This is a genomic window from bacterium, from assembly GCA_004299235.1.
Lineage (GTDB): Bacteria > Chloroflexota > Dormibacteria > Dormibacterales > Dormibacteraceae > SCQL01.
Genome location: SCQL01000009.1, coordinates 175,986 through 200,179 on the forward strand (window position 1 = coordinate 175,986; position 24,194 = coordinate 200,179).

Below are 24,194 nucleotides of genomic sequence, written 5' to 3' on the forward strand. Positions count from 1 at the left end.
CATGCGAGGCTTGGTGGCCAACTAGATGTCCATAGGCAACTCTGAGGTCAGCCGGCCGCGGCGCGGACGGCTCTACATCGTCGTTGGCTCGATCCTCGCCGTGCTCGCCTTCGCGACCGCCGCCGGGCTCGCCAGCCTGCCGCTCCTGGCCCCGACCACAGGCGGCGCCAAGGTGGTGGTGGCCAAGAACACCATCACCGCCCGAACCAAGATCCAGGCCTCCGACCTGGAGCTCAGCACCGTCAACCCGGTCCCGCCCCAGGCGTTTTTCGACCTCAGCGCCGTGGCCGCCAAGGGAGCCCGCGTCGACATACCGGCCGGCTCCCCCGTCACCGCCAACCTCATCGCCGCCGCGGGCGACCTGCTGAGCAGCAGCGACGTGACGTACCTCCCGATCCCGTCGGGCTACGTCGCCGTCACCGTGCCGACCGGCGAGCAGGTCGGCGTCGGCGGATATGTGCAGGCCGGCGATCGGATCACGATGCTGGCCACCATCAACACCTCCGTGTTCGGAGTGAGCCCAGGCGTTCCGGTGGTGCGGACCGTGTTCCGCAACCTCGACGTGCTGCGCGTCGGCCCGGCGACGGGATCCTCCGGAACGGCGCAGGTCACCAGCAGCTTGACTCTGCTCACGACCGGCTGCGACTCCGAGTACCTCTTCTGGCTCTTGAACAACGCGACGCTGAAATACGAGCTGGAATCGTTCTCCGACTACGCCGCGACACCGAGCCAGCCTGATCCGGCCTGCCCGAAGCTGTCGTCGGCGGACGGGGTCGGGCCACATGACGTGGACACTCGCTGGCATTTCACCGGCCGCTGATCCATGCCGGTCATCGTCCTGCTGGTCGCCGCCGCCGCCGCTTTCGGGGTCGGCCTTGTGGTGTACGGCATCGTCACCCGCAATCGCGTGGTGGCGGCATCGGCCGGCGGGCCCACGGCCAGGGTCACGAATCGGAGCCTGGCTGACGTAAGGGAGCAGCTGCGGCGGCGTTTCGAGCCAGGCGCCGCACCGGCCTGGATGGCCGCCATGCAGAACCCCAGCGCCCTCGCAGCCGACCTGGCCAGCGCGGACCTTCAACTCCGTCCCTACGAGTTCCGCTTCGTGCAGGCCGGCTCGGCGGTCGCCCTGGCGCTGATCGCGCTGCTGCGATTCGGCGTCAGCATCCCCATCCTCGTCTTCGCCGCGATCGGGTATGTGCTTCCGGCTTTTTACCTGCGCAACCGGCGCGGCCATCGCCTGCGCCAGTTCGACGCGGGCCTGCCGCGTGCCATGGATTTGATGGCGAACTCGATGAAGGCCGGCCAGTCGGTCGTGCAATCGCTGCGTGCCGTGACCGAAAATGCCGGCCCGCCCCTGGCCGACGAATTCGGGCTCGCTCGTCGGGAGATCGAGCTCGGAGCCTCAATCGAAAGCGCGCTCAGCAACATGGTGCGGCGCATCGGCAGCGCGGACCTGCGGCTGGTGGTCATGGTGATCACCATCCAGCACACGGTGGGGGGCGACCTACCCGCCATCCTCGCCACCCTGGCCGACACGATGCGGCAGCGTGCCGAAATGCGGGCGGAGGTCCTCGCGGCGACCGCGCAGTCGCGCGCGTCGAGCCTGATCATCACGCTGCTCCCGGTGGTCGCCGGCGCATTCCTGTACCTGGTCGTGCCCGGCTACTTCCGGCCCATGTTCCTCAACCCGCTCGGCTGGGCGATGCTGCTCCTTGCGGCGGGGTTGCTGGTCGTCGGCAACCTGATCATCCGCCGTATCACCGCGATCGCATGAACACCCTGCCGATCATCGTCGGCGTCGTCGCCGCGGCCGGGGCCTGGCTGCTGGCCGCCGGCATCATGGCCGCACGCACCGGCGACGCGGCCACCCTCGCCCGCCAGCGGCTGGCGCGCCAGGAGATCGCCCTCGGCCAGAACGCGATCGCCCTCGAGCTCGAGAAACCGCTGGGCGAGCGCCTCACGGCGCCGTTCCGCCGCTGGCTGGCGCGCCAGATGAACCGCCTCACCCCCGCCACGCAGGCGGCCAACTTCCAGAGGCAGCTCGACTTCGTCGGCGCGCCGCTGGGCCTCGACCCGGCGGGCGTCCAGACGCTGCGGATCGCCGCGGCGGCCGCGTTGGGGGCGCTCGGGACGGCGATCGGTGTGCTCATCGGCCAGCCGTTTGCCATCGGCCTGGCCCTCCTGATCGGGGTGGCGGTCGGTTTCTACCTGCCCGTCATCTGGTTGGACCAGCTGGTGCGCGACCGGCGCACCGAACTGGAGGTGGCGCTGCCCAACGCCCTGGACGTGGTCGCGATCAGCATGAGCGCCGGCCTCGGCCTGGACCGCGCGCTGGAGCAGCTGGTCCGGCACCAGGAAGGACCGCTCACCCTGCTCGTGGCACGCGCCCTGCGCGAGATGGAGCTCGGCCGGCCGCGCGCCGAGGCGTTGTCGGACATGGCGGAGGCCACCGGGGTCGACGACTTCGCCTCGCTCGTGCGCGGGATCCTGCACGCCGAGCGGACGGGCGTCCCCATCGCCCATACGATCGCCGCGCACTCGGCTCAGATGCGAGTCAAGCGGCGCCTCAAGATCCGCACCGAAGCCGCCCGCGCCTCGCTGAAGATCCTCGTCCCGACCGTCGGGTGCGTCTTCCCGACGCTCTGGCTGATCCTGCTGGGCCCGGCGCTGATCGTCGTCTTCAGCATCGGCCATTAGCCTTTCCCATCCCCAGAGCAGGCGAGGCACTCAGCCTGGTGGCACGGCACCGCGCCCGGCCGGCCGGTGAGTCGCCACAGACGACACTGTGAAGCGGGCGGAAAGCTGGGAAGAGGGCGTGCGTGTGGCGCTCGGAGGCCGCCAAGCGATGTCGGTGGGGGAAGAACCGCCCCCTCTCCCCTCGGGGGAGAGGGTCAGGGTGAGGGGTGCGCGCTCGGCGACTGGACAAACTAGCTCAGAAACGGGTTCGTTCGCCTTTCCCGCCCGATGGTCGTCGGCGCTCCGTGGCCGCTGTGAACGACCAGGTCGTCGGGCTGTGACAGCAACTTGGCGTGGATACCCTCGAGCAGCGCCTCGCCGTTCGAGTTGGCGAAGTCCGAGCGCCCGATCGAGCCCGCAAACAGGGCGTCGCCCGTGAAGAGGTGGTTGCCGATCCTCAGCGTCACGCCGCCGGGGCTGTGGCCCGGCGTGTGCAGCACCTCGAACTCGAGCGCGCCGGCTCGGTAGGGCTCGCCTTCGACCAGGCTGGTCACGTTCTCGATGCGGTCCATCGCCGCGGACCCCCCGCGCAGGGGCCTGCCCTCGGCCACGACCTCCCGTTCCGCATCGTGGACGGCGACGGGGATCGGCCCCCACTCCTCGAGCAGCACCGGCAGGCCGGCGATGTGGTCGACGTCGGTGTGGGTCAGCAGGATGGCCCGGACGTTGGCCCCGCGGCTTCGGACCAGGCCGGTCATCAGGTCCGGCTCGAGGTTGGCATCGATGACCACCGCGTCGTGGGTGTCCTCGTCCTCGACGAGATAGGAATTGGTGCCGAACCGCCGGTCGGTGGTGGCCTCGACGCGGATGCTCACGAGGCTTCGCGAGCGACCGTGTGGACGTCCTTGACGCTTTCCAGCCTTTCCATCAGGCGTGACAGCTGCGCCAGGGAGTCGATCTCCACGGTCGCCGAAACGACCGCCGTCTTGTCGTCATAGACGTGGACCTCGAGCGCGGACATGTTGACGCGGTTCTCCGCCACCACCGTGGCGATGTCGCGCAGGAGGCCCTGGCGGTCCCAGGCCTCGAGCTTGATCGCGACGGGGTAGAGATGCGACGCCTCGGAGTCCCAGTCCACCGGCACCACGCGCGCGCGGTCCTGGGCGTTGACGGCGTTGATGCAGTCGGCACGATGCACGGTCACCCCCTTGCCGCGAGTCGTGTAGCCGACGATGGCATCACCGGGAACCGGCTGGCAGCACGGGGCCACCTTGGTGAAGATCCCCTTCTCGCCGCGAACCAGCACCCGCGGCGTCGGTTGCACGTTGGGGATCAGCGGGATCGCATGCAGGTCGCCGGCGCCGTCCGTGCGGAGCGCCATCCGCATGACGACGGCGTGCGGAGACAGGTCGCCGTAACCGACCGCGGCCAGGAAGTCGTCGATCGCCGCGAACTTGTGCATGTTCGCCATCTCCAGGAGCTTGCCCTCCTCGAGGTCGGCGAGGTTCATCCGGTGCATGCGGTGGAGTTCCTTGTCGAGCAGATCGCGGCCCTTGGTCACGTTCTCGTCGCGGCGCTGGCTCTTGAACCACTTGCGGATACGTTCTTTGGCTGAAGCGCTCTTGACGAAGTTCAGCCAGTCACGGCTGGGTCCATGGGGACCCTTGGACGTCAGGATCTCGACGATCTCGCCGTTCTTCAGCTCGTAGTCGAGCGGCACCATGCGGCCGTTGACCTTGGCGCCGATGCACCGGTGACCGACCTCGGTGTGAATGCGATAGGCGAAGTCGACTGGGGTCGAGTCGGCCGGCAGGTTGAGGACATCGCCCTTGGGCGTGAAGACGTACACCTCGTCCTGAAACAGGTCGACCTTGACCGTGTCCAGGAACGATTCCGCGTCGCCGACTTCGTTCTGCCACTCCAGAAGGCTCCGCAGCCACGACAGTTTCTGATCGAAGCTCGCGTCCTTGCCGCCCTCCTTATAGGTCCAGTGCGCGGCGACGCCGAACTCCGCGACGCGATGCATCTCGTGCGTGCGGATCTGGATTTCGATGGGCTCGCCGGTGTGCGTGATGACCGTGGTGTGAAGGGATTGGTAGCCATTGGATTTCGGCATCGCGACGTAGTCCTTGAACCGGCCGGGCACAGGCTTCCACAGCGAGTGCACCACGCCGAGCACGCCGTAACAGTCGCGCACGGATTCGACCTGGACCCGGATCGCCGACAGGTCGTAGATCTCCGAGAAATCCTTGTTCTCGCGGGTCATCTTCTGCCAGACGGAGTAGATGTGCTTCGGCCGGCCGGTGATGTCCGCACGGATGCCGACCCCCTCGAGCTCGCGAGCGAGGATCTCGCGCAGGTCTGAAACCAGCGCCTCTCGCTCGGTGCGCTTTCTCGCTATCCGCTTGGCGACGTCGTCGTACGCCTCGGGCTCCAGGTTCTTGAAGGCCAGGTCTTCCAGCTCCCACTTGATCTGTCCGATGCCGAGCCGGTGCGCCAGCGGAGCGTAGATGTCCAGCGTCTCCCGCGAGATCTTCCGGCGCTTCACCTCCGGCAGCGGGTCGAGGGTGCGCATGTTGTGAAGGCGGTCGGCGAGCTTGATCAGGACCACTCTCAGGTCCTCCGCCATCGCCACCATCATCTTGCGGATGTTCTCCGCCTGCTGCTGCTGGTCGGAGCGCAGGGCGATCCGCCCCAGCTTCGTCACCCCGTCGACCAGCCGGCCCACCTCGGGGCCGAACTCGCGCACCACCTCCTCCGCGGTGAGAGCGGTGTCTTCGACGGTGTCGTGGAGGAGCGCGGCGGCGATCGTCTCGGCGTCGAGCTCGAGGTCGGCCAGGATGGCGGCCACCTCCAGCGGGTGGTTGACGTACTCCTCGCCGGACAGCCGGCGCTGACCCGTGTGCGCGCTGGCGGCGCGTTCGTACGCCTTCCGAACCACCTGCTGGCCCTCGAGATCGAGGTGGTCGGCGATCCTGAGCAGCTCTGAAACCGTCATTTCCTGACGATTGAGAAGTTTAGGCGGGCATCAGGTCCCCCCTCGGCGGACGCGCCCATAGACTTACCCAGGCGAAGTGGGTTCCGAGAGAGCGACTTTCGCGCTGCGCATCGCGTTCTCCGCGGCCACCGCGGTTCTCATCCTGGCCGGCGCGTCCCTGAACGCGAGCGGGCGGGCGGGCCCCGCTGCCCTGCTGGCGGCCGCGGCGGGGCTCCTGGCCCTGGCGGCGGGCGTGGTCAACCCCCTCTGGAAGGTTGCGGCCCCGCTCGCCGTGGCCGCCCTGGTGGTGAACCTGCTCCCATCCCAGTTCAATCTCCAGGACGCCAACCTTGGGCTGCAGGCGGCGGGCCTGCTGCTCCTGGGGCTCGGCGGCTACGTCGGCAGCATCGCCTACCGCAGCTTCACCGAGGCGATGAGACGGCAGCTCCGCGACCTCCGGAGCCTGAACGCGCAGCTCGAGGAGAAGCATCGGGCCTTCCTCGCCGCGACGTCGGAGGCGGAGGCGTCCAGCCGGCCCGGCGACATCGGCGCGCTCACAGCCAACATCGCGCGCCAGGTCGGCGCGGATTTCGCGTGCTGCTACCTGGCGTCCGCCGACGGCCGGCTGTTCGTACCGCAACCGCCGGGAATCGGCCTGGACCGCCTTCATCCGCAGCCCGTGAGTCGCGGCACTGAAAAGCCCGGCCCGCTAATCACGGCGATCGAGTCGGCAAAGGCGTTCGCCGGCACCGGCACGACCCTGCTGAGCGAACTCGTCAACTATCTGCCCGACGACCTGCAGGTCCACAGCCTCATGGCGGTGCCGATGCCGATCGGAGAGCACGTCGGCGGGTTCATCCTGCTCGGCAACCGGGCCGGCGCCTTCACCGACGACCACCGCAGGCTGGCCACCACGCTGACCCTGCGTGCCGGCTCGCAGCTGGCGAGCGCCAACGCGGTCGACCTGTCGCGCCGGCAGTCGGAGCGCTACACGCTCATGAACGAGCTCGTCAAGGAGGCCTCGGGCAAGACCATGGACGACGTGCTCGAGCTCGTCCTCGAGAAGGGCAAGCAGGTCATCCGCTATGACGCCGGCCGCGCCGCGCTGTTCGGGCCGGACGACTCGTTCGTCATCCTCGGCTCGGCTGACCCGGCGCCCCTGACGGCGCCGATGGCAAGAGTCCGCGAGGGTGAGACCGTGCTGCGCAACCTCATCACCGAGGACGAGCACATCTACAGCGGCGTTGGGCCCGACCACGCGGGCGGGACCGCCAACGAAGCGCTCACCCCCATCCGTGGCAAGGAGGGCGTGATCGGCGCGCTGTGCCTTGGCAGGAGCGGACCGACCGGATTCAGCCAGCGGGACGTCGCGGCCCTCGATGAGCTGGGGTCGATGGCCGGGATCGCGGTGGAGAACTCACGGCTCCTCCAGGCGGCGGCGGGTCAGGCTTCCAAGCTGGACACCGCTCTCGACGCGCTCGGCGAGGTTTCGCAGGCGCTGACGACCGTCACCCAGGGTTCGAAGGTGCTGGAGCGAAAGACGCTCGAGACCGCGGTGCGGGTCACGATGGGCACGGCCGGGCTGCTCACCCGCACCACCTCGGACGGCAATCAGGCCGCCATCATGTCGCTGGGCTTCCCCGCCTCCGTCGACGAGATGGAATTCCAGAACGGGCAGGGAATCGTCGGGGCGGTGATGCTGAGCGGGCGCGCGACCGCGGTGCCCGACATCAGCGCCAGCTTCGACCTGCACTCCCCTCCGGACCTGCTCGAGTACGGCCTGCGGGCCGCCATCTGCATGCCGATGCTCGAGGACGGACGGCTGTGGGGCACCCTATCGGTCTTCGACGTCAAGAAGCGCGAGTGGACGGAGGACGACCAGCGCGTGCTGGCAACGCTCGGCAACCAGGGTGTGGTGGCGGTCAGGAACGCGGAGCTCTACGACAACAACCAGCGCAGCATCTGGGAGCTCCGGAACCTGCAGGAGGCGCTGCAGGCCGCCACCTCCACCCTGGACCTGAACCAGGTCCTGCAGCAGGTGCTCGCCGGCGCCGCCAAGGCGTCAAGCGCTCAGATCGGATGCCTGGCCCTCGAGGAGTCGGGCAGGCTCATCCTCAAGGGCGGCTTCGGCACGGACTCCACGACGGCGGAGAAGCTCGCCCTGGGTCTGGGCGGCGACATCTGTCGCGACGTCATGGCCTCCGGAGCTCCGTTCATGGAGGCCCTGAAGCCTGAGACTCTGACCGAAAGCCCGCTGAACCCGCGCGCCGTCCTCTGCGTCCCCATCACCCTGCGCGGCAAGCCCACCGGCGTCCTCTTCCTCGCCCACTACCAGGTCGGTCATGCGTTCACTCCGGATCACCGCAACCTGGTCACGGAGCTCGCCGCGCAGGCGGCGGTCGCCATCGACAACGCCCGGCTCTTCAAGGACCGCGAAGAGGTCATCCTCGCCTCGCTCGAGGCGCTGGCCAACGCGGTCGACGCGCGTGATCCGTACACGGCGGGCCACTCCCAGCGCGTCACCCAGTACGCGCTGGTGATCGCGCGCCAGATGAAGTACTCACCCAAGGACCAGGGCGCGTGGGTGCGGCTGGAGCGTGGCGGCCGACTCCACGACATCGGCAAGATCGGGGTCCCGGACGCCGTCCTTCAGAAGACCGGCAAGCTCACCGACGCGGAGTTCGCGAAGATGAAGGAGCATCCCGTCGTGGGCTTCAACATCCTCAGCGGGCTGCGGATGCTCACCGACGAGCTGGTCATCGTCCGATCACACCACGAGCGGTATGACGGCAGGGGATACCCCGATCGCAAGAAGGCCGACGAGCTGCCGCTCTACGCCTGGATCGTCAGCGCCGCCGACGCCATCGACGCGATGACTTCGGACCGTCCCTATCGCCGCGGGATGCCGCTGTCGGTCGCGATCGACCAGGTGCGCGCCGGCGCGGGCACGCATTTCCACCCGGACGTCGCCGAAGCCGTGCTCGACGCCGCCGCCCACGGCACGTTGAAGCTGGTCGAGCAGGAGTCCATGTACCGCGACGCGCCGGCGATCGGAGCGTTCGAAAACCCGACTTCCTGAGCCGCGGCCTTCCCCGCCCTTAGTAGGCCTTCGCCAGAGCCACCCGGTGCTTGGCCGGCCGGCCGCAGACCAGGCACTTGCCTGAAGGTTTCTCGTCTGGGTCCAGAGCCCGGATGGTGACGCCGCCCGCCTCCTCTTTGATCCGGGCTTCACACTCGGCATCGCCGGACCAGGGCGCCCAGACGAACCCGCCACGCTCCTTGAAGTGCGCGACCACCTCGGCCAGCGTCGAAAGCTCGTGGGTGTTGGCGCGCCGGAAGTCCAGCGCTCGGTCGTACAGCTTCTTTTGGAACGCGTCCAGCTCGTCACTCAGGCGCGCGGCGATCCCGGCCACGGGGACGCTGACCCTCTGGCGCGACAGCCGGTCCACCATCTCCACCTGCCCGGCGTCCGCATCCCGAGGCCCGACGTTCAGGCGCAGAGGCACGCCCTTCAGCTCCCAGTGGGCGTACTTGTCGCCCGGCCTCTCCTCACGCCAGTCGACACGGTGCCGGATGCCGGCGGCTTTGAGCTCCGCGCTCCAGCTCTTGATGAACGCCTCGACCTTGGCGCGGCCGTCAGCGTCCCGGTAGATCGGGACGACCACCACCTGGGTGGGCGCCACCCTCGGAGGCACGATCAGGCCTGAGTCGTCGCCGTGTGCCATCACCAGAGCCCCGACGAGGCGCGTGCTGATGCCCCACGAGGTCGAGTAGCACAGCTCACGCTCGTTGTCCTTGTTGGAGAAGGAGATGTCATAGGCGCGCGCGAAGTTCTGCCCGAAGTAGTGGGACGTCCCCATCTGGAGCGCGAGCCCGTCGCGCATCAGGCCTTCGAGGGTGAGGGTGTACACGGCACCCGCGAACGTCTCGGCGGCTGATTTCTTGCCGGCGATCACCGGCACCGCGAGCCAATCCTCCGCGATCGAACGGTAGTAGCCGAGGATCAGGTCGACCTCATCCATGGCCTCCTGGCCGCTGGCGTGGAAGGTGTGGCCTTCCTGCCAGAAGAATTCTCGGGTGCGCAGGAAGAGGCGCGAGCGCATCTCCCATCGCACCACGCTGTTCCACTGGTTGGTCAGCTTGGGCAGGTCGCGATGACTCTGGATGTACCTCTTGATCAGTGACCCGACGATCGTCTCCGACGTCGGACGCACGGCCAGGGGTTCCTCGAGGTCCTCCTGCGCAGCGCCGGCTCGGGTCACCCACGCGACCTCGGGCGCGAAGCCCTCGATGTGCTCAGCCTCTTTGATCAAGAATTCGCGTGGGATCAGCAGCGGGAAGGCCCAGTTCTCGTGCCCGCTCTCCTTGATCATGTCGTCGAAGGCCCGCGTGATGGCCTCCCACATCGCCCAGCCATAAGGGCGCACCACCATCATGCCGCGGACGCCGGACCAATCCGCAAGCTCCGCCTTGCGGATGACGTCGGTGTACCAACGGTCGAAGTCGTCCGACATCTTGGTGATGTCTTTGACGAAGTCCAGCTGCTCCTCAGTGTCCTGTGTCATGCGAATGGCTCCCGAGTCTTGATGGTTGAATGCGAAACTCGATGAACGCCCGCATCGACGGCGTGACGCGGGCTAGCGCGGGAGCGGGGCCGGGGCGGGTGTCTGCCCCGCCGCGATCGCGTCGATCTCGGCCAGCAGCACGGGCAGCAGCTCCTCCTGGGGCACGGTCTTGTAAAGCTTACCGTGCTTGAAAATCACGCCCTTGCCACGGCCGCCCGTGACGCCGATGTCGGCGTGGCGGGCCTCCGCCGGGCCGTTGACCACGCAGCCCATGACCGCGACCGTGATCGGGACCTTGAGCCGGGCGATGTGAGCCTCGACCGCCTTGACGGTCGGCACCATGTCGTATTCGAGACGTCCGCAGGTCGGGCAGGCGACCAGCGTCGCGCTCTCGTTGCGGAACGCCAGTGTCTTGAGCACCTCGTGGGCGACGCGCACCTCCTCGCGCGGATCCGAGGTGGCGAGCGAGACGCGGATCGTGTCGCCGATGCCTTCGCTGAGGAGGATGCCGAGCCCGACCGCGCTCCGGATGCTGCCGGCCTCGACCGGGCCGGACTCCGTGACGCCCAGGTGGATGGGGTACGGGCGCGCGGCGGCGAACTTGCGGTTCGCCATCACGTTGGTCCAGACGTCGGTCGCCTTGAGCGAGACCTTGATGAAACCCGGCCCGTAGTCCAGGTCCTCGAGGATCTGGCAGTGGCCCAACGCCACCTCGACCATGCGGTCGGCGGTCCGCTCCCGGTCGTCGCGGTCGATCTGGTGCTGCTCTCGCATGCTCTTGTGCACCTCTTCCGGCAGCGACCCGGCGTTGACCCCGATGCGGAACGGGATCTGGCGTTCCTTGGCCGCGGCGACGACCTTGACGACCTTGTCGCGGTCGGGGATGTTGCCCGGGTTCAGGCGGAGGCAGTGCACCCCGGCTTCGATCGCCATCAGCGCCAGCGTGTGGTCGTAATGGATGTCGGCGATGACCGGCAGCGGCGATCCCTTGACGATCGCCCTCAGCGCCTCCGCGGCCTCGTGGTCGGGCACCGCGGGCCGGACGATCTCGCAGCCGGCCTCCTTCAGCTCGTGGATCTGGCGCAGTGTCGCCTTGACGTCGCGCGTGTCGGTCTTGGTCATGGTCTGGACCGCGATCGGCGCGGCCCCACCGATGACCACGCCACCCACGTTGACCGGGATGGACTTGCGGCGGGTGACCTGCGTCACTCAGCGGACCCCCGGAAATTGACCCGTGGCGATGCGCTGGATGTCGAGGAAGCTGATCACGGCCGCCATGCCGAGCAGCGCCACCAGTCCCCACCGCTGGAAGTTCAGCTCGCTGGTGCGGTCGAACGGCCGGCGGCGCAGCCACTCGATGACGACGACCACGATCCGCCCGCCGTCGAGCGCGAGCAGCGGCAAGAGGTTGGTGAAGCCGAGCGCCACCGACAGGAGCGCGACCAGGAAGATGTAGGTCGGAGGGCCCTGGCTCACCGCCTGAGCCGCGGTGTCGGCGATGCCGATCGGGCCCGTGAGCCCCTGCGGCCCCAGCAGGCCTCCCGGCACCTGGCCGGTGATCAGCGACCACAGGCCCTGGACGATGCCTCCAGTCGCCACGAACGGGAAGGTGATCCCGTCGGTGATCGCGGTTTGCACCGTGGCCAAGCGCCGGGCGATACCGACGCCGACCTGGCAGTGGCCCTGGAGATCGCATCGCGGGACGACGACGTAGGTGAACGGCTGCCCGCCGGCGTGCACCCCGCCGACGAGGAGAGCGGCTCCCGGCGCGGCGGCCTCCTCCTGGAGGATCAGGCCGGGCGCGCCGAGAGGCTTGCCGTTGACCGACCGGATGCTGTCGCCGGGCTGGAATCCGGCCCCGGCCGCGGGCGAGCCGGGTACCACGCTGAAGACCTTGCCGGGATCGCTGTTCAACTGCGTCAGCCCGAACCCGGCGATGAGCACCATCGCCACCAGGAAATTGGCCGCGGGGCCGCCCGCCAGGATGACGATCCTCTGGACGGGGGATTTGGAATGGAAGCCGCCGGGATCGGCGAAGTCTCCGGCCTCCATGCCGCCCATCCGGACGTAGCCGAGGATGGGCAGCGCCCGCAGGGCGTACAGCGTCCCGCCTCTCGTGAACGACCACAGCCTCATGCCGGCGCCGATCGAGAACTCGATCACCCGGACCTTGAAGAGCTTGGCGAACAGGAAATGGCCGGCTTCGTGAGGCGCGATCAGGAGCAGGAACATGCCTCCGACTCCGATCACATACAGGAGCGGGGTGAGCCAATCGCTCATGGCTCCAGCCTACCGGACTTGACCTTCACGTACTCCCTCGCCCAACGATCCGCCTCGAGGATGTCTTGCATCGTGTCCCCGCCGCCGGGAAACCCGGCCAGCGCCCGCTCGACCGTGCCCACGATGCGGCTGAAAGGGATGTCGCGGGCCAGGAACGCGTTCACGGCCTCCTCGTTGGCGGCGTTCAAGACCGCCGGGTGTCCCCCACCCGCCGCCGCGGCCTGGCGGGCCAGCCGCACGCTTGGGAACCGGGTCTCGTCGAAGGCGTGGAACTCGAGCCCGCTCAGCTCTTCGAGGCCGATGGGCGGCACGGCGTCCGGGAGGCGCTCCGGGTAGCCGAGGGCGACGGCGATCGGCAGGCGCATGTCCGGGCGCCCGAGCTGCGCCTTCACCGACCCGTCCACGAACTCCACCATGGAGTGGACGACGCTCTGCGGATGGATGCAGACCGTGACCTGATCGAGCGAGATACCGAACAGGTGATGCGCTTCGATCACCTCGAGCCCTTTGTTCATCAGCGTGGCCGAGTCGACCGTGACCTTCGGGCCCATCGACCAGCGGGGGTGGTTGAGCGCCTGCTCGACCGTGACCTGGTCGAGATCGAGGTCCGGGTGAGCCCAGAACGGGCCGCCGCTGGCGGTGACGATGAGGCGCTTCACGCTCTCGCGACGCTCGCCCCAAAGGCACTGCCAGATCGCGCTGTGCTCGGAATCGACCGGGCGGATGCCCCGCTCGCCGGCCGCCTTCATGACCAGGGCCCCGGCCATCACCAGGACCTCCTTGGTCGCCAGCGCCACCTCCTTGCCGGCTTGCAGCGCGGCCATGGTCGGCGCCAGGGCGCGCGCGCCGGGGATGGCGACCACGACCAGGTCGCACCGTGGATCGGTCACCATCGCCTCCACCTGGGCGTCAAAGTCCTTCTCCCCGGCCATTCCCTGCACCACGTGCTCCGCGCTGCGCCTGGTCGAGCGCCTGCCTTCCGTGAGGCCGAAGAGCCGTAGGCGAGCGGGATTCCGGTCGATGACGTCCAGGGTTTGCCGGCCGATCGAGCCCGTGGCGCCGAGAACGGCGACGTTGATCGGTCGGGTCATCCCAGGAGGTGGAACATCGTCACGTAGAAGTAGACGAGGATCGGGGGAAACAGGATCGAATCCAGCCGGTCCAGGACACCGCCGTGGCCCGGGATGAGGTGCGAGGAGTCCTTGACCTCGGCGATGCGCTTCATCTGAGACTCGACGAGGTCGCCGACCTCGGCGCTGCCTCCGATCAGCACTCCGAGCAAGACCGCGTGGAAAGGCGAGAGGCCGAGGACGCCTGAGACGCCCGTGAGCATCACCACCACCGCACCGAGCACTCCCGCCACCGCGCCCTCAACCGTCTTGTGCGGGCTGATCGTCGAGAAGAACGGAGTCCGCCCGATACGGCTGCCGACGAGAAGGGCGGCGGCGTCGCTGACGACGACGGCGAAGATGGTGAAGAGAGCCCAGACCAGGCCGTTCGGCTTTGACGTGTAGAGCAGCAGGTAGTAGTTGAACGGCATTCCGATGTACAGGGCGCCGGCCATCCCCATCGCCCACCGCCCGAGGCCCTGGCGGCGGCCGGGCACCACCAGGAACGCCGCCAGCCCGCCCACCAGCGCAAGCGCGAGGACCAAGGTGACGTCGATCTGCTTCAGCGCCGTGCCGCTGAAGGCAAAGAAGGCACCCAGCGGGAAGAGCAGCCAGCTTGGTGCGCGCGAGCCCATCGCCTCCGACAGGCCGCGAAATTCCCACAGCGCGAGCCCGGCCAGCAGCACCACCAGCGCGTAGGCACCGTACGTTCCCGCCAGCGCCAGGCCGATGACGATCGCCAGGATCACGAACGCGCTCAGGATGCGGACCATCAACGGGCTGGGCTTCCAGCCCCCCGTCAGCGAGCGGGATTGGGCCGTCACCGCCGCCCGGGGTCGGCGGCGGCTCCGCCCCCCCATCCCGGCCCTCCCTCCTGCGGGGCAAGGGCCATGGGCTCAGGCGTACCGCCCAAGTCGGGCCGGCCGCCGAAGCGCCGCACGCGCCCGGCGTAGTCCGCGATCGCCGCCTTCAGGTCGTCGAGATCGAAGTCGGGCCACAAGGTTTCGGTCACCAGCATCTCCGCATAGGCCCCCTGCCAGAGGAGGAAGTTGCTCACGCGTCTCTCACCGGCCGTGCGGATGATGAGGTCGGGGTCGGGGAGGTCGGGGTTGTACAGGCGCGAGGCGATGGCCGCTTCGTCGATATCGCCCGCCGCCATTCCGTCGGCCACCAGCTGCCGCACCGCGTCGACGAGCTCGGCGCGGCCGCCGTAGTTGAGGCAGACGTTGAGCACGCCGTTGGTGTTGCGAGCGGTCCGTGCCATCGCCTCGTCGATGCGCTCACGCATGCGGGGGGAAAGCTCGTCGCGGCGGCCGCTGACCACGATACGGACCCCACGCCGATGCATCTCGTCGATCTCTCGCTGCATCGTTTCGTGGAACAGCCGCATCAGCGCCCGAACCTCAGCGCGAGGCCTCGTCCAGTTCTCGGTTGAGAATGCGTAGACGGACAGCACCTCCACGCCGAGCTGCTCGCATCCCTCGAGCACTCGCTTGATCGCGCGCACGCCGGCCCGATGGCCGAAGCTGGTGGGCCGGCTGCGGCGGCGGGCCCAGCGCCCGTTCCCGTCCATGATGATCCCGATGTGCCGGGGAACCTGAGAGTCCAAGTCCCTCAAAGCGTACCCAGAGTGGCGCCCCGGGCCGGCGGTCGGCCGCGCCCAGCCAAGGTTCGCCGGGCGAGACGTCACACCGGGGGCTCGGAGGATGCTGGTCCCCTCGCGCCTCTAGACCTCCATGACCTCGGACTCCTTGCGCGCCCCCAGGGCATCGATCCTCTCGATCTGGACTTCGGTGATCTTCTGCAGCCGGGCATGCGCGCGCTTGGAGTCGTCCTCGGCCACTTCGCCCGATTTCTGCATCTGGTCGACGCGGTGGATCTCGTCGCGCCGGACGTTGCGGATGGCGACGCGTGCCTCCTCCGCCTTCTGGCGGACGAGCTTCACGTACTCCCTGCGCCGCTCCTCCGTGAGCGGCGGGATGGGCACGCGGATGACCTGGCCGTCGCTCGCCGGGTTGAGACCCTGCTCGCTGGTGCGCAGCGCCTTTTCCACGGCGCCGATCTGGCTCCTGTCGTAAACCTGCACGACGAGCAGTCTCGGCTCCGGAGCACTGATCTGCGCCAGCTGGTTGAGTGGCGTGGAGGTGCCGTAGTAGGGGACCATCACCTTGTCGATCAACGCGGGATTGGCCCGGCCGGTGCGAATGGTGGCGAGCTCCGCCGCGAAGTGGTCCACCGATTTGGCCATCTTCGCCTCGGCCTCCCGCAGGATGGGGTCGATCATCCCGCCGCCGCCCCGACCAGGGTCCCGATCTCTTCGCCCAGGACGACCCGCTCGATGTTGCCCGGCACCAGCAGATTGAACACCACGATCGGCACATCATTGTCCATGCACAGGGTCAGCGCCGTGTTGTCCATGACCTCGATGCCACGGTTGAGCACCTCGAGATAGCCGAGGCGCTCGAGCTTGACCGCGGTCGGGTCGCGCTTGGGGTCGGCGGTGTAGACGCCGTCCACCTTGGTCGCCTTGAGGATCACGTCGGCCTCGATCTCCACCGCCCGCAGCGCAGCGGTGGTGTCGGTGGTGAAGTACGGGTTGCCGGTGCCGGCGGCGAGGATGACCACCCGGCCCTTCTCGAGATGGCGCACCGCGCGCCGGCGGATGTACGGCTCGGCCACCTGGGGCATCTGGATGGCGGTCATGGTGCGCGCCGGGATGCCCGTGCGCTCCAGCGCGTCCTGCAGCGCCAGGGCGTTGATGACCGTGGCCAGCATTCCCATGTAGTCGCCCGTCGCGCGATCGAAGCCGCGCTCGCTGGCGGCCAGGCCGCGAAAGATGTTGCCCCCACCCACGACGAGCGCGGTCTGCACGCCCATCTCGTGCACGCGTTTGACCTGGATCGCGATCGTCTGCACGACTTCGAGGTCGATGCCGTAGTCGCGCGCGCCGCCGAGGGCTTCACCGCTCAACTTGAGCAGAACGCGGTTGTACTTCGGCGAGCGATCCCCCACTTCTTGCGTCATGTGATAGTGCGCCCTGCGCGCGCCGTTGTGATAGTGCGCCCTGCGCGGGCCTGGCGGTCGCACGCCTTGCGCGAGCCGGCCGTCGGGCGGATCAGGATTCCCTGATGTTAAATCGCGCGAAGCGTCGCACCGTGATGTTCTCCTGGAGCTTGGAGATGTGCTCCGCGACCAGGTCGTGCACGGTGTGCTTGGGATCGCGCCAGTAGGGCTGCTCGAGCAGACAGGTCTCCTTGACGAAGTTCTCGACCTGGCCTTCGACGATCTTGGGGATCACCTGACTTGGTTTGCCTTCCTGCTCGGCCTTCGCCTCGTAGAGGTTTCTTTCCGCGACGAGCACCTCGTCCGGCACCTCTTCGCGCGAGACCCACCGGGGACTAGTGGCCGCAACCTGGAGGGCAAGCTCCTTCGCCAGCTTGCGAAAGTCGTCGCCCTTGGCGACGAAATCGGTCTCGCAGTTGACCTCGATGAGCACGCCGACCTGGGGCGGGAAGTCGTCGCCGAGCTTGTGGAGATAAGCCTCGACCACGCCCTGGCCGGTCGACCGGCCGGCGCGCTTGGCGGCTTTGGCGACGCCCTTCTCCCGCAGGATCGTGTAGGCCTTGTCGACATCACCCTCGGCCTCTTCCAGCGCGTGTTTGCAGTCCATCATCCCCGCGCCGGACAGCTCGCGCAGCTTCTTGACGAGATCCATGGATACCTGCGCCACTAGCGCACCTCCTCCTCGTCGGCGGCGGTGCCAATGAACTCCTCTTCCGAAACCGTCGGCAGGTAGTCCTCCTCATCTTCCAGGTACTCCTCGATCTCCTCGTATCGAGGCGTCTCGAGGAACTCGCGCTCCTCCACCTCAGGCAGGATCTCGCCGCGTGCCTGCGCTTCCTGGCGACCATCCTGGCACGCGTCGGCGATCTTTCCGGTCAGCAGCTTGACGGCGCGGATCGCGTCGTCGTTGCCCGGGATGACGTAGGAGATCAGATCCGGGTCACAGTTGGAGTCGGTGATCGCAACGACCGGGATCTTGAGCCGGTTCGCCTCGGTGACCGCGATGTGCTCCTTGCGGGGATCGACGACGTACAGAGCCCCCGGGAGCCGCTTCATGTCGGCGATACCGTCGAAATGGAACATCAGCCGGTCGAGCTCGTCCTGGAGGCGCTTCGCCTCCTTCTTCGTCATCTGCTCGAACTGGCCTTCCTGCTGCATCTTGCGGAGCCCCTGCAGGCGCTCGATGCGCTTCTTCACCGTGCTGAAGTTGGTCAGCATGCCGCCCATCCAGCGCCGGTTGACGAAGTACATGCCGCAGCGCGCGGCCTCGGTCTGGATGGTCTCCTGCGCCTGCTTCTTGGTGCCGACGAACAGCACCGGGCGCCCGCTGGCGGCAACGCCACGGACGAAGTCCCACGCCTCGTCGAGCAGCCGGACCGTCTTCTGCAGGTCGATGATGTGAATGCCGTTGCGGGCCGTGAAGATGTAGGCCCGCATCTTCGGGTTCCAGCGGCTGGTCTGGTGGCCGAAATGGACACCTGCCTCCAGCAGCTGCTTCAGCGTTACTTGAGCCACGTTGGATTGCCTCCCTGTTGAACTTCCGCCCGGTTCCGGCCTTCTTGCGAAGGACAGGGGCTTTGCCCCGGACGTGCTAACTCAACCGCGCCGAGCGCGACTGGCCAAGGGAGTATACCCACTCACAGGCCCCCGGGAAACCGGCCGGCGCAGACGCCGCTGGCGTCCAGCGGGGTCGCGGCGCCGGAGGGCAACGTGATCACCGCGTCGGGGGCGAGCAGATGGTCCTCGTCGATCCACAGGCAGGCCATGTGTCCGGGGGTCGTCACCGAGGAGCTGCCGTCGACGCTGAAGGCGGTCGTGGCCGGCGACGGGTCGCCCATTCCCCCGCTGCCGGCAGCTGCCAGCCGTTGACCTGAGGGCGAGAGCTCCGCCTGCCCGACCTGCGTCGCGACCATCGCTTTGAGCTTTCCCGTCCAGTCGTAGATGCGCGCCTGCGTGGAGTCCACGCAGGCGACCCCGGCGGCCGAGGGCCAGATGCTGGGGACGCAGCCGACGTTGCCGATCGTCGCCTGCCGCGCCCCGGTCGCCGCGTCGACGACATGCCATTCCTGGGGATACGGGACCTGCTCGAAGGTGCACGCCGCCCATACCGCCATGACCAGCCGGCCCTGACGCCACCCCATCGGCCACAGCGTGGTCGCGCCCTTGCCTTCGGGCACGCTCGCCCTGTAGATGTCCACGTGGTGGCCGCGGCCATGCAGGTCTTCGACGTACAGCCTCAGCCCGATGGCGCTCGCCGCCGACATGTCCTCGACCACGACGGCGATCCGTTGGTCGTCCGGGCTGACCGAGAAGAAGCTGATGGTCGTCGCGCCGCCCGGGACCGTGGTCGCGTCGCCCGTGCGGCCGTCGGGGCTCAGGTAGCGGATGTGCGTGTCACCGTCACGAAAGAACACCTCGTCTGAGGTGGCGCTCACCGGCGGCTGCAGCACCGCGCCCACGCCCTGACCGCAAGACTGGAAGGACGGTGCGGCGACCGTCGCGCTCGCCGCGACGCCACCATCGGGGCGGATCACCTCGAGGGTTCCCGCCGAAAGCAGGAGCCCGTAATGCGGCGCCTGCGGAGACGGGCCTGCACCCGGGGAAGCGCCGGCCACCCGGCTCGACGACGCGCTCGGGTACGGGCTGTGCACCGTCGAAATCGCCACCTGGCCGCAGGAGAGCGTCAGCAGCGTTGCGCCCGCCAGAAGCGCCCGTGCTCTCATGGCCTCAGCAACCACCGTATTCCCGAACGTTACGCGAACGCCTTGCGGTCTAGGCCTCGGCCTTCTTGGCCCCCTTCGGACCCGGGCACTTGGGGTAGTCGGAGCAGGACTTGAACGTCCCGTACCGGCCGCGCCGCTCCACCATCGGCTTGCCGCACACCGGGCACGGCTCGTCCAGCATTTTGGGGCCCTCGCGCGTCTTGCCGTCCTTGCCGATGTTGGCGCGGTACTTGCACTCGGGATAGCGGGAGCAGGCGACGAACGGCCCGTACCGCCCGGTGCGCTCGACGAGTTGCCCCTCCCCGCACTGCGGGCACTTTTCGCCGGTCGGTTTGGCCTCGGTCTGCGAGGCGTCGCGCTTGATGTACTTGCAATCCGGGTACCCGGAGCAGCCGACGAACTCGCCGTATCGGCCGGAGCGCAGCTGCAGCGGCTTGCCGCACAGCGGGCATGCCTCTTCGAGCAGTTTCGGTGGCGGCGGTTCGCCGTCCGGTGTGAGCGCCCGGCGGAACTTGCACTTTGGGTATCGCGAGCAGCCCATGAACGGGCCGAACCGGCTGGCCTTGAGCACCAGGTGGCCCTCGTGACACAGAGGACACACCTCATCGGTGTCGGCGGGCATGGCCTCTTCCGCGGCGCTGAGCATGCGCTGCAGCGGGCCGTAGAAATCGCTGACCACCGGCACCCATTCCTGGTTCCCGTGTTCGACCTCGTCGAGCCGCTTCTCCAGCGTCGCCGTGTAGTCGTCGTCGGAGATGACCTTGAAGTGGTCGACCATGATCGTGTTGACGGCCTCGCCGATCCGCGTCGGATGCAGCCTGCGCTCCTTCAGCTCGACGTAGCCGTGGTCCTTGATGGTTTCGACGATCGGGGCGTAGGTGGAGGGCCGGCCGATGCCTCGCTGCTCGAGCTCCCTGATGAGCGTCGCCTCCGAGTAGCGCGGCGGCGGCTGGCTGAAGTGCTGCTCAGGCTTGAGCCCGTGATCGTCGAGCGCCTCGTCTGCCGCCAGCTCGGGCAGGTCAGGCTCCTCCTTCTCATCGCGCGGCCACACCTTGTAAAAGCCATCAAACGCCAGCACCGAGCCGTTGGCGCGAAAGATGTACTCGCCGCCCTCGATCTCGGCCTGCGTCTGGTCGTAGACGGCAGGCGCCATCCGGCTCGCCACGAACCGCCGCCAGATGAGCTCGTACAGCTTGAGCTGGTCCGGGTTCAGGTGCTGCCTGATCGACTCCGGCGTGCGATTGACATCGGTGGGCCGGATCGCCTCGTGCGCATCCTGCGCCCCGGGGCTCGACTTGACGGCCCTCGCGGTCCCGATGTACTTGTCGCCGTGCTTCTCCTTGATCCAATCCTTGACCTTGCTCTCGGCATCGGCGGAGATCCGGGTCGAGTCGGTGCGCATATAGGTGATCAGTCCGGTTGATCCCTCGTCGCCAAGCTCAATGCCCTCGTAAAGCTGCTGAGCGGTGCGCATGGTGCGCCGCGGCGCGAAACGCAAGCGGCTCGAGGCGTCTTGCTGCAGAGTCGAGGTGATATAGGGCGCGTTCGAGCTCTTCGTCCGGCGCTTTTTCTCCACGCCCATGACTCGGTAGCTCGCGCCCTCGAGCCGGCGCACGATGGCCTGCGCCTCGGCTTCGGTGCGGACCTCGAACTTGACGTCGCCACCGCCTTCCGGCGGCGCCGTGCGGGGGCGGTTGAGCCGGGCGAGGAAATGCTGGCCGCTCGCCTGCTTGGCGAGCTCGACGTCGATCGTCCACGACTCGACCGGGACGAACTTTCGGATCTCATCCTCTCGGTCGCAGACCAGCCGGAGGGCGACCGACGACACACGGCCGGCGCCGATGCCCTTCTGCACCTTGCTCCACAGGAACGGGCTCAGCCGGTAGCCGACGAGCCGGTCGACGACCCGGCGCGCCTGCTGGGCGTTGACCAGTCGCATGTCGATCTCGCGGGGAGACTCCAACGCCCTGCGGACCGCCTCCGAGGTGATCTCGTGGAACTCGATCCGCTTCGGTGAGCGAAGATTCAGGACCTCGGAGAGATGCCAGGCGATCGCCTCCCCCTCACGGTCCGGGTCGGACGCGAGGATGACTTCGGTGTCCGCTTTGGCCGCCGACCGAAGCTCCGTGATCGTCTTCCGCCGGCTCTCGACCACCTCGTAGCGAGGCTTGAAGCCGGCTTCCACGTCCACGGCGATCTCCTTCTCGGGCAGGTCGCGGACGTGGCCCATCGAGGCGCGGACGTCATAGCGGTCACCGAGAAACCGCTTCAGAGTCCTCGCCTTGGCGGGGGATTCGACGATGATCAGACCCTCGGGCACAGCACCTCCAACATGGCCCTCGGCCCCTCCGGGTGAGACCCGGCGAGGAGAGGGCGCCTCCTGGTTATTTCCGACCGGCCGGCTTGCTGCCGGGGCTCCGGTCTGAGGCGCGCAATCCTACGCCCGTTGTTTGCCGCGACGCAATGCCCGAATGTAGCCGTCCTGGTGACGGCGCACTGCGCCGTCGAGCTCGAGCGCGGTCAGCCGCCCGAGCACCTCGGCGACGGGCAGCTGCAGCTTTCGGGCGATCTCCGCTGCGCTCAGGGCCAGGACGTCCGAGAGATGCGCAAGGATGCCGTCACGCTCGGCCGGCAGGCCAAAACCGAGACGGCTCGGGGCCGCCAGGGGGTCGTCCAGGACCTCCCGCACGAGGCCCAGCAGCGCCAGCACGTCACGCGCGTTTTGCACGAGCCCGGCGCCGTCGCGAATCAGGGCGTGGGTGCCCACCGACAGCGCGGAGAAAACGCTGCCCGGCACCGCCATTACCTCTTTATGCAGGTCGAGCGCGGCTTCGGCCGTGATGAGCGCGCCTGAGCCCTCCGCCGCCTCGACGACGACGACAACGTCCGCCAGCGCCGCCATCGTGAAGTTGCGTGCGGGAAAGTTGTGACGCCGCGGCGCGGTCCCGTCCGGAAACTGGCTGACCAGCGCTCCGCCGGCGGCGATGATCTCCTCGGCCAGCCGGCTGTGCGCGGCTGGATAGACGACGTCGACGCCCGTGCCCATGACGGCGACGGTGATGCCGCCGCCGTTGAGGGCGCCGCGATGGGCGGCGGCGTCGACGCCGAGGGCCAGGCCGCTGATCACGACCACCCCGGCGCGGGCCAGGTCCGCACCGAGCTGCTCGGCGACGGCCTCACCGTAAGGTGACGGGCGGCGCGAACCGACGATCGCGACCCGCGGCCCCTCGGGGGGCGGCCACCGGCCGCGAGCACGCAACGCCGGTGGTGCTTCAGGCGGCAAGGTCGTGCAGCCGGTAGCCGAGCGCCTCGAGAATGTGACGCTCGCCGATGTTCGCCGCCCCCTCGAGGTCGGCCGACGTGCGGGCGACCCTCCAGGCGCGGTGGAACCCTCGAGCCGTCAGACCCCGCTGCTCCGACCACCGCTCCAGCGTCCGGCGCGAGGCCGGCTCGAGGCCGGCCAGCTGTCGCAGGCGCATGGGTTTCAGCTGCGCGTTCAGGCAGCCTTGCCGCGCGAGCTGGCGGCGCCTGGCCGCCAGGACCCGCTCGCGGACCTGCGACGACGATTCCCCCTGCGGCTCGGAGGCCAGGGTCTCGAGCCTCACGCGCCTGACGCCGACCTTCAGATCGATGCGATCGAGCAGGGGACCGGACAGCTTGCGCTGGTACGTGTCGATCAGGGCCGGGGTGCACCGGCACGCCCTCAGCCCGTCGCCGGCCCACCCGCAGGGGCACGGATTGGTCGCCGCCACGAGCACGAACCGCGCGGGATAGACGACCGAGCCGCCCGACCGCGTGATGCCGACCCGGCCGGACTCGAGCGGTTGGCGCAGCGCCTGGAGCACCGGGGCCTGGAACTCCGCCAGCTCATCCAGGAAGAGAACTCCGTGATGCGCGCGGCTGATCTCGCCGGGCAGCGCCAGCCCTGCCCCGCCGCCGATCAGGCCGGCCATCGAGACGCCGTGGTGCGGCGCCCGAAACGGCCGGTGCCAGTCCAGCGGGCGATTGGCGGGAAGCTCGCCAAGCAGGCTCCGCACCTGCGCCACCTCGAGCGCTTCCTCCAGCTCCAGCGGCGGGAGGATCCCCGGCAGGCAGCGGGCCAGCATGGTCTTCCCCGCGCCCGGCGGGCCGCTCAGCAGAAGGTGGTGCCCGCCGGCGGCAGCGACCTCCAGCGCCCGCCTCGCCTCCTCCTGGCCGTGGACCTCGGCGAGGTCGTGCTCGGCGCCACCGCCGCCCGGATCCAGCGCCGGCTCCGAGCGGGGTTGAGGTTCGATCCGCTCCTCCCCGAGGAGGTGGGCGACGACACCGGCAAGATGGGCGCACGGCACCACCTCGATCCCGTCCACCAGCGCGGCCTCGGCCGCATCGGCGGCCGGGACGAAGATGCGCTCGAAACCCAGCTGCCGCAGGCCTCGGGCCGCCACCAGCACTCCGTCGACGTGGCGCACCGCGCCATCGAGCGCGAGCTCGCCCAGGAACGCGGTCCGTGGCGGCGGTGGCTTGGCGGCCCTGGCGAGGGCGATGGCGACGGCGATGGGCAGGTCCAACGCGGTGCCCTCTTTGCGCAGCTCCGCCGGCGCGAGGTTGACGGTCAGGCGGCGCACCGGAAACTCCAGGCCGCTGTTGCGGATGGCGGAGCGGACCCGTTCGCGGGCCTCTTTGACCGAGGTCGCCGCCAGTCCGACGAGGAAGAACCTGACCTCGCCGCCGGCGATGTCCGCCTGGACCTCGACCCGCCGGACATCGAGACCGACGAGCAGGCAGGAGTCGACCGCGGCAAGCACGGGACGACCGTAGCGGT

20 protein-coding genes are annotated in these 24,194 nt (G+C 68.7%); 4 read left to right on the plus strand and 16 right to left on the minus strand.

Annotated features, from left to right (window positions below; all coding sequences use genetic code 11):
• The first annotated feature begins 25 nt into the window (after positions 1–25).
• Genes EPN29_03570 through EPN29_03580 form a run of 3 tightly spaced genes read left to right on the plus strand, consistent with a single transcriptional unit; the run spans position 26 to position 2,697 of the window.
• Positions 26–820 carry a hypothetical protein gene (locus EPN29_03570; protein TAN34455.1) on the plus strand — a complete coding sequence of 265 codons (795 nt, stop codon included), beginning with the start codon at positions 26–28 and terminating at the stop codon, positions 818–820.
• Positions 821–823: 3 nt separating this feature from the next.
• A complete protein-coding gene (locus EPN29_03575) occupies positions 824–1,774 on the plus strand; it encodes a hypothetical protein (protein TAN34456.1) in 951 nt (316 codons plus the stop codon).
• The gene (locus EPN29_03580) at positions 1,771–2,697 is read left to right on the plus strand and encodes a type II secretion system F family protein (protein ID TAN34457.1); all 927 of its coding nucleotides are present in this window, start codon (positions 1,771–1,773) and stop codon (positions 2,695–2,697) included. The genes EPN29_03575 and EPN29_03580 overlap by 4 nt, the downstream gene beginning before the upstream one ends.
• Before the next feature lie 230 nt (positions 2,698–2,927).
• Here EPN29_03580 and EPN29_03585 read toward each other — a convergent pair whose 3' ends face one another.
• A complete protein-coding gene (locus EPN29_03585; protein ID TAN34526.1) occupies positions 2,928–3,545 on the minus strand; it encodes an MBL fold metallo-hydrolase in 618 nt (205 codons plus the stop codon).
• A 2-nt stretch (positions 3,546–3,547) separates the two neighbouring features.
• Positions 3,548–5,674, minus strand: a complete 2,127-nt coding sequence (locus EPN29_03590; GenBank protein TAN34458.1) for a bifunctional (p)ppGpp synthetase/guanosine-3',5'-bis(diphosphate) 3'-pyrophosphohydrolase — start codon at positions 5,672–5,674, stop codon at positions 3,548–3,550.
• Positions 5,675–5,750: 76 nt separating this feature from the next.
• On the opposite strand from EPN29_03590, the gene EPN29_03595 reads away from it, so the two are divergent.
• On the plus strand, positions 5,751–8,732 hold the full coding sequence (locus EPN29_03595; protein TAN34459.1) for a GAF domain-containing protein: 2,982 nt from the start codon (positions 5,751–5,753) through the stop codon (positions 8,730–8,732).
• A gap of 19 nt (positions 8,733–8,751) precedes the next feature.
• Here the strand turns inward: EPN29_03595 and EPN29_03600 are convergent, their stop codons facing one another.
• The 14 genes from EPN29_03600 to EPN29_03665 all read right to left on the minus strand — a co-directional run bounded on the left by EPN29_03600 (position 8,752) and on the right by EPN29_03665 (position 24,177).
• The gene (locus EPN29_03600) at positions 8,752–10,218 is read right to left on the minus strand and encodes a proline--tRNA ligase (GenBank protein TAN34460.1); all 1,467 of its coding nucleotides are present in this window, start codon (positions 10,216–10,218) and stop codon (positions 8,752–8,754) included.
• 72 nt (positions 10,219–10,290) lie between these two features.
• Positions 10,291–11,427, minus strand: coding sequence for a flavodoxin-dependent (E)-4-hydroxy-3-methylbut-2-enyl-diphosphate synthase (locus tag EPN29_03605; protein ID TAN34461.1), 1,137 nt, complete (start codon positions 11,425–11,427; stop codon positions 10,291–10,293).
• On the minus strand, positions 11,428–12,498 hold the full coding sequence (locus EPN29_03610) for an RIP metalloprotease (protein TAN34462.1): 1,071 nt from the start codon (positions 12,496–12,498) through the stop codon (positions 11,428–11,430). It abuts the gene before it with no gap.
• Positions 12,495–13,589 (minus strand): 1-deoxy-D-xylulose-5-phosphate reductoisomerase, encoded by a 1,095-nt coding sequence (locus EPN29_03615; protein TAN34463.1) that lies wholly within the window; start codon positions 13,587–13,589, stop codon positions 12,495–12,497. Before EPN29_03615 ends, EPN29_03610 begins: the two co-directional genes overlap by 4 nt.
• Entirely contained in the window at positions 13,586–14,467 is an 882-nt protein-coding gene (locus EPN29_03620; GenBank protein ID TAN34464.1) for a hypothetical protein, read from the minus strand. The genes EPN29_03615 and EPN29_03620 overlap by 4 nt, the downstream gene beginning before the upstream one ends.
• A complete protein-coding gene (uppS, locus tag EPN29_03625; protein TAN34527.1) occupies positions 14,428–15,180 on the minus strand; it encodes a di-trans,poly-cis-decaprenylcistransferase in 753 nt (250 codons plus the stop codon). Before uppS ends, EPN29_03620 begins: the two co-directional genes overlap by 40 nt.
• 153 nt (positions 15,181–15,333) lie before the next feature.
• Complete coding sequence (locus EPN29_03630) at positions 15,334–15,888, minus strand: ribosome recycling factor (GenBank protein TAN34528.1); 555 nt, start codon at positions 15,886–15,888, stop codon at positions 15,334–15,336.
• Complete coding sequence (locus tag EPN29_03635) at positions 15,888–16,631, minus strand: UMP kinase (GenBank protein ID TAN34465.1); 744 nt, start codon at positions 16,629–16,631, stop codon at positions 15,888–15,890. The genes EPN29_03630 and EPN29_03635 overlap by 1 nt, the downstream gene beginning before the upstream one ends.
• 91 nt (positions 16,632–16,722) lie before the next feature.
• Entirely contained in the window at positions 16,723–17,322 is a 600-nt protein-coding gene (gene tsf / locus EPN29_03640) for a translation elongation factor Ts (protein ID TAN34529.1), read from the minus strand.
• 14 nt (positions 17,323–17,336) lie between these two features.
• Complete coding sequence (gene rpsB / locus EPN29_03645; GenBank protein TAN34466.1) at positions 17,337–18,185, minus strand: 30S ribosomal protein S2; 849 nt, start codon at positions 18,183–18,185, stop codon at positions 17,337–17,339.
• A 122-nt stretch (positions 18,186–18,307) separates the two neighbouring features.
• Positions 18,308–19,393 (minus strand): hypothetical protein, encoded by a 1,086-nt coding sequence (locus EPN29_03650; GenBank protein ID TAN34467.1) that lies wholly within the window; start codon positions 19,391–19,393, stop codon positions 18,308–18,310.
• Between the two features lie 49 nt (positions 19,394–19,442).
• A complete protein-coding gene (gene topA / locus EPN29_03655) occupies positions 19,443–21,713 on the minus strand; it encodes a type I DNA topoisomerase (GenBank protein TAN34468.1) in 2,271 nt (756 codons plus the stop codon).
• A 117-nt stretch (positions 21,714–21,830) separates the two neighbouring features.
• Positions 21,831–22,676, minus strand: a complete 846-nt coding sequence (gene dprA, locus EPN29_03660) for a DNA-protecting protein DprA (GenBank protein TAN34469.1) — start codon at positions 22,674–22,676, stop codon at positions 21,831–21,833.
• Entirely contained in the window at positions 22,666–24,177 is a 1,512-nt protein-coding gene (locus tag EPN29_03665) for an ATP-binding protein (GenBank protein ID TAN34470.1), read from the minus strand. The genes dprA and EPN29_03665 overlap by 11 nt, the downstream gene beginning before the upstream one ends.
• Positions 24,178–24,194: the final 17 nt, after the last annotated feature.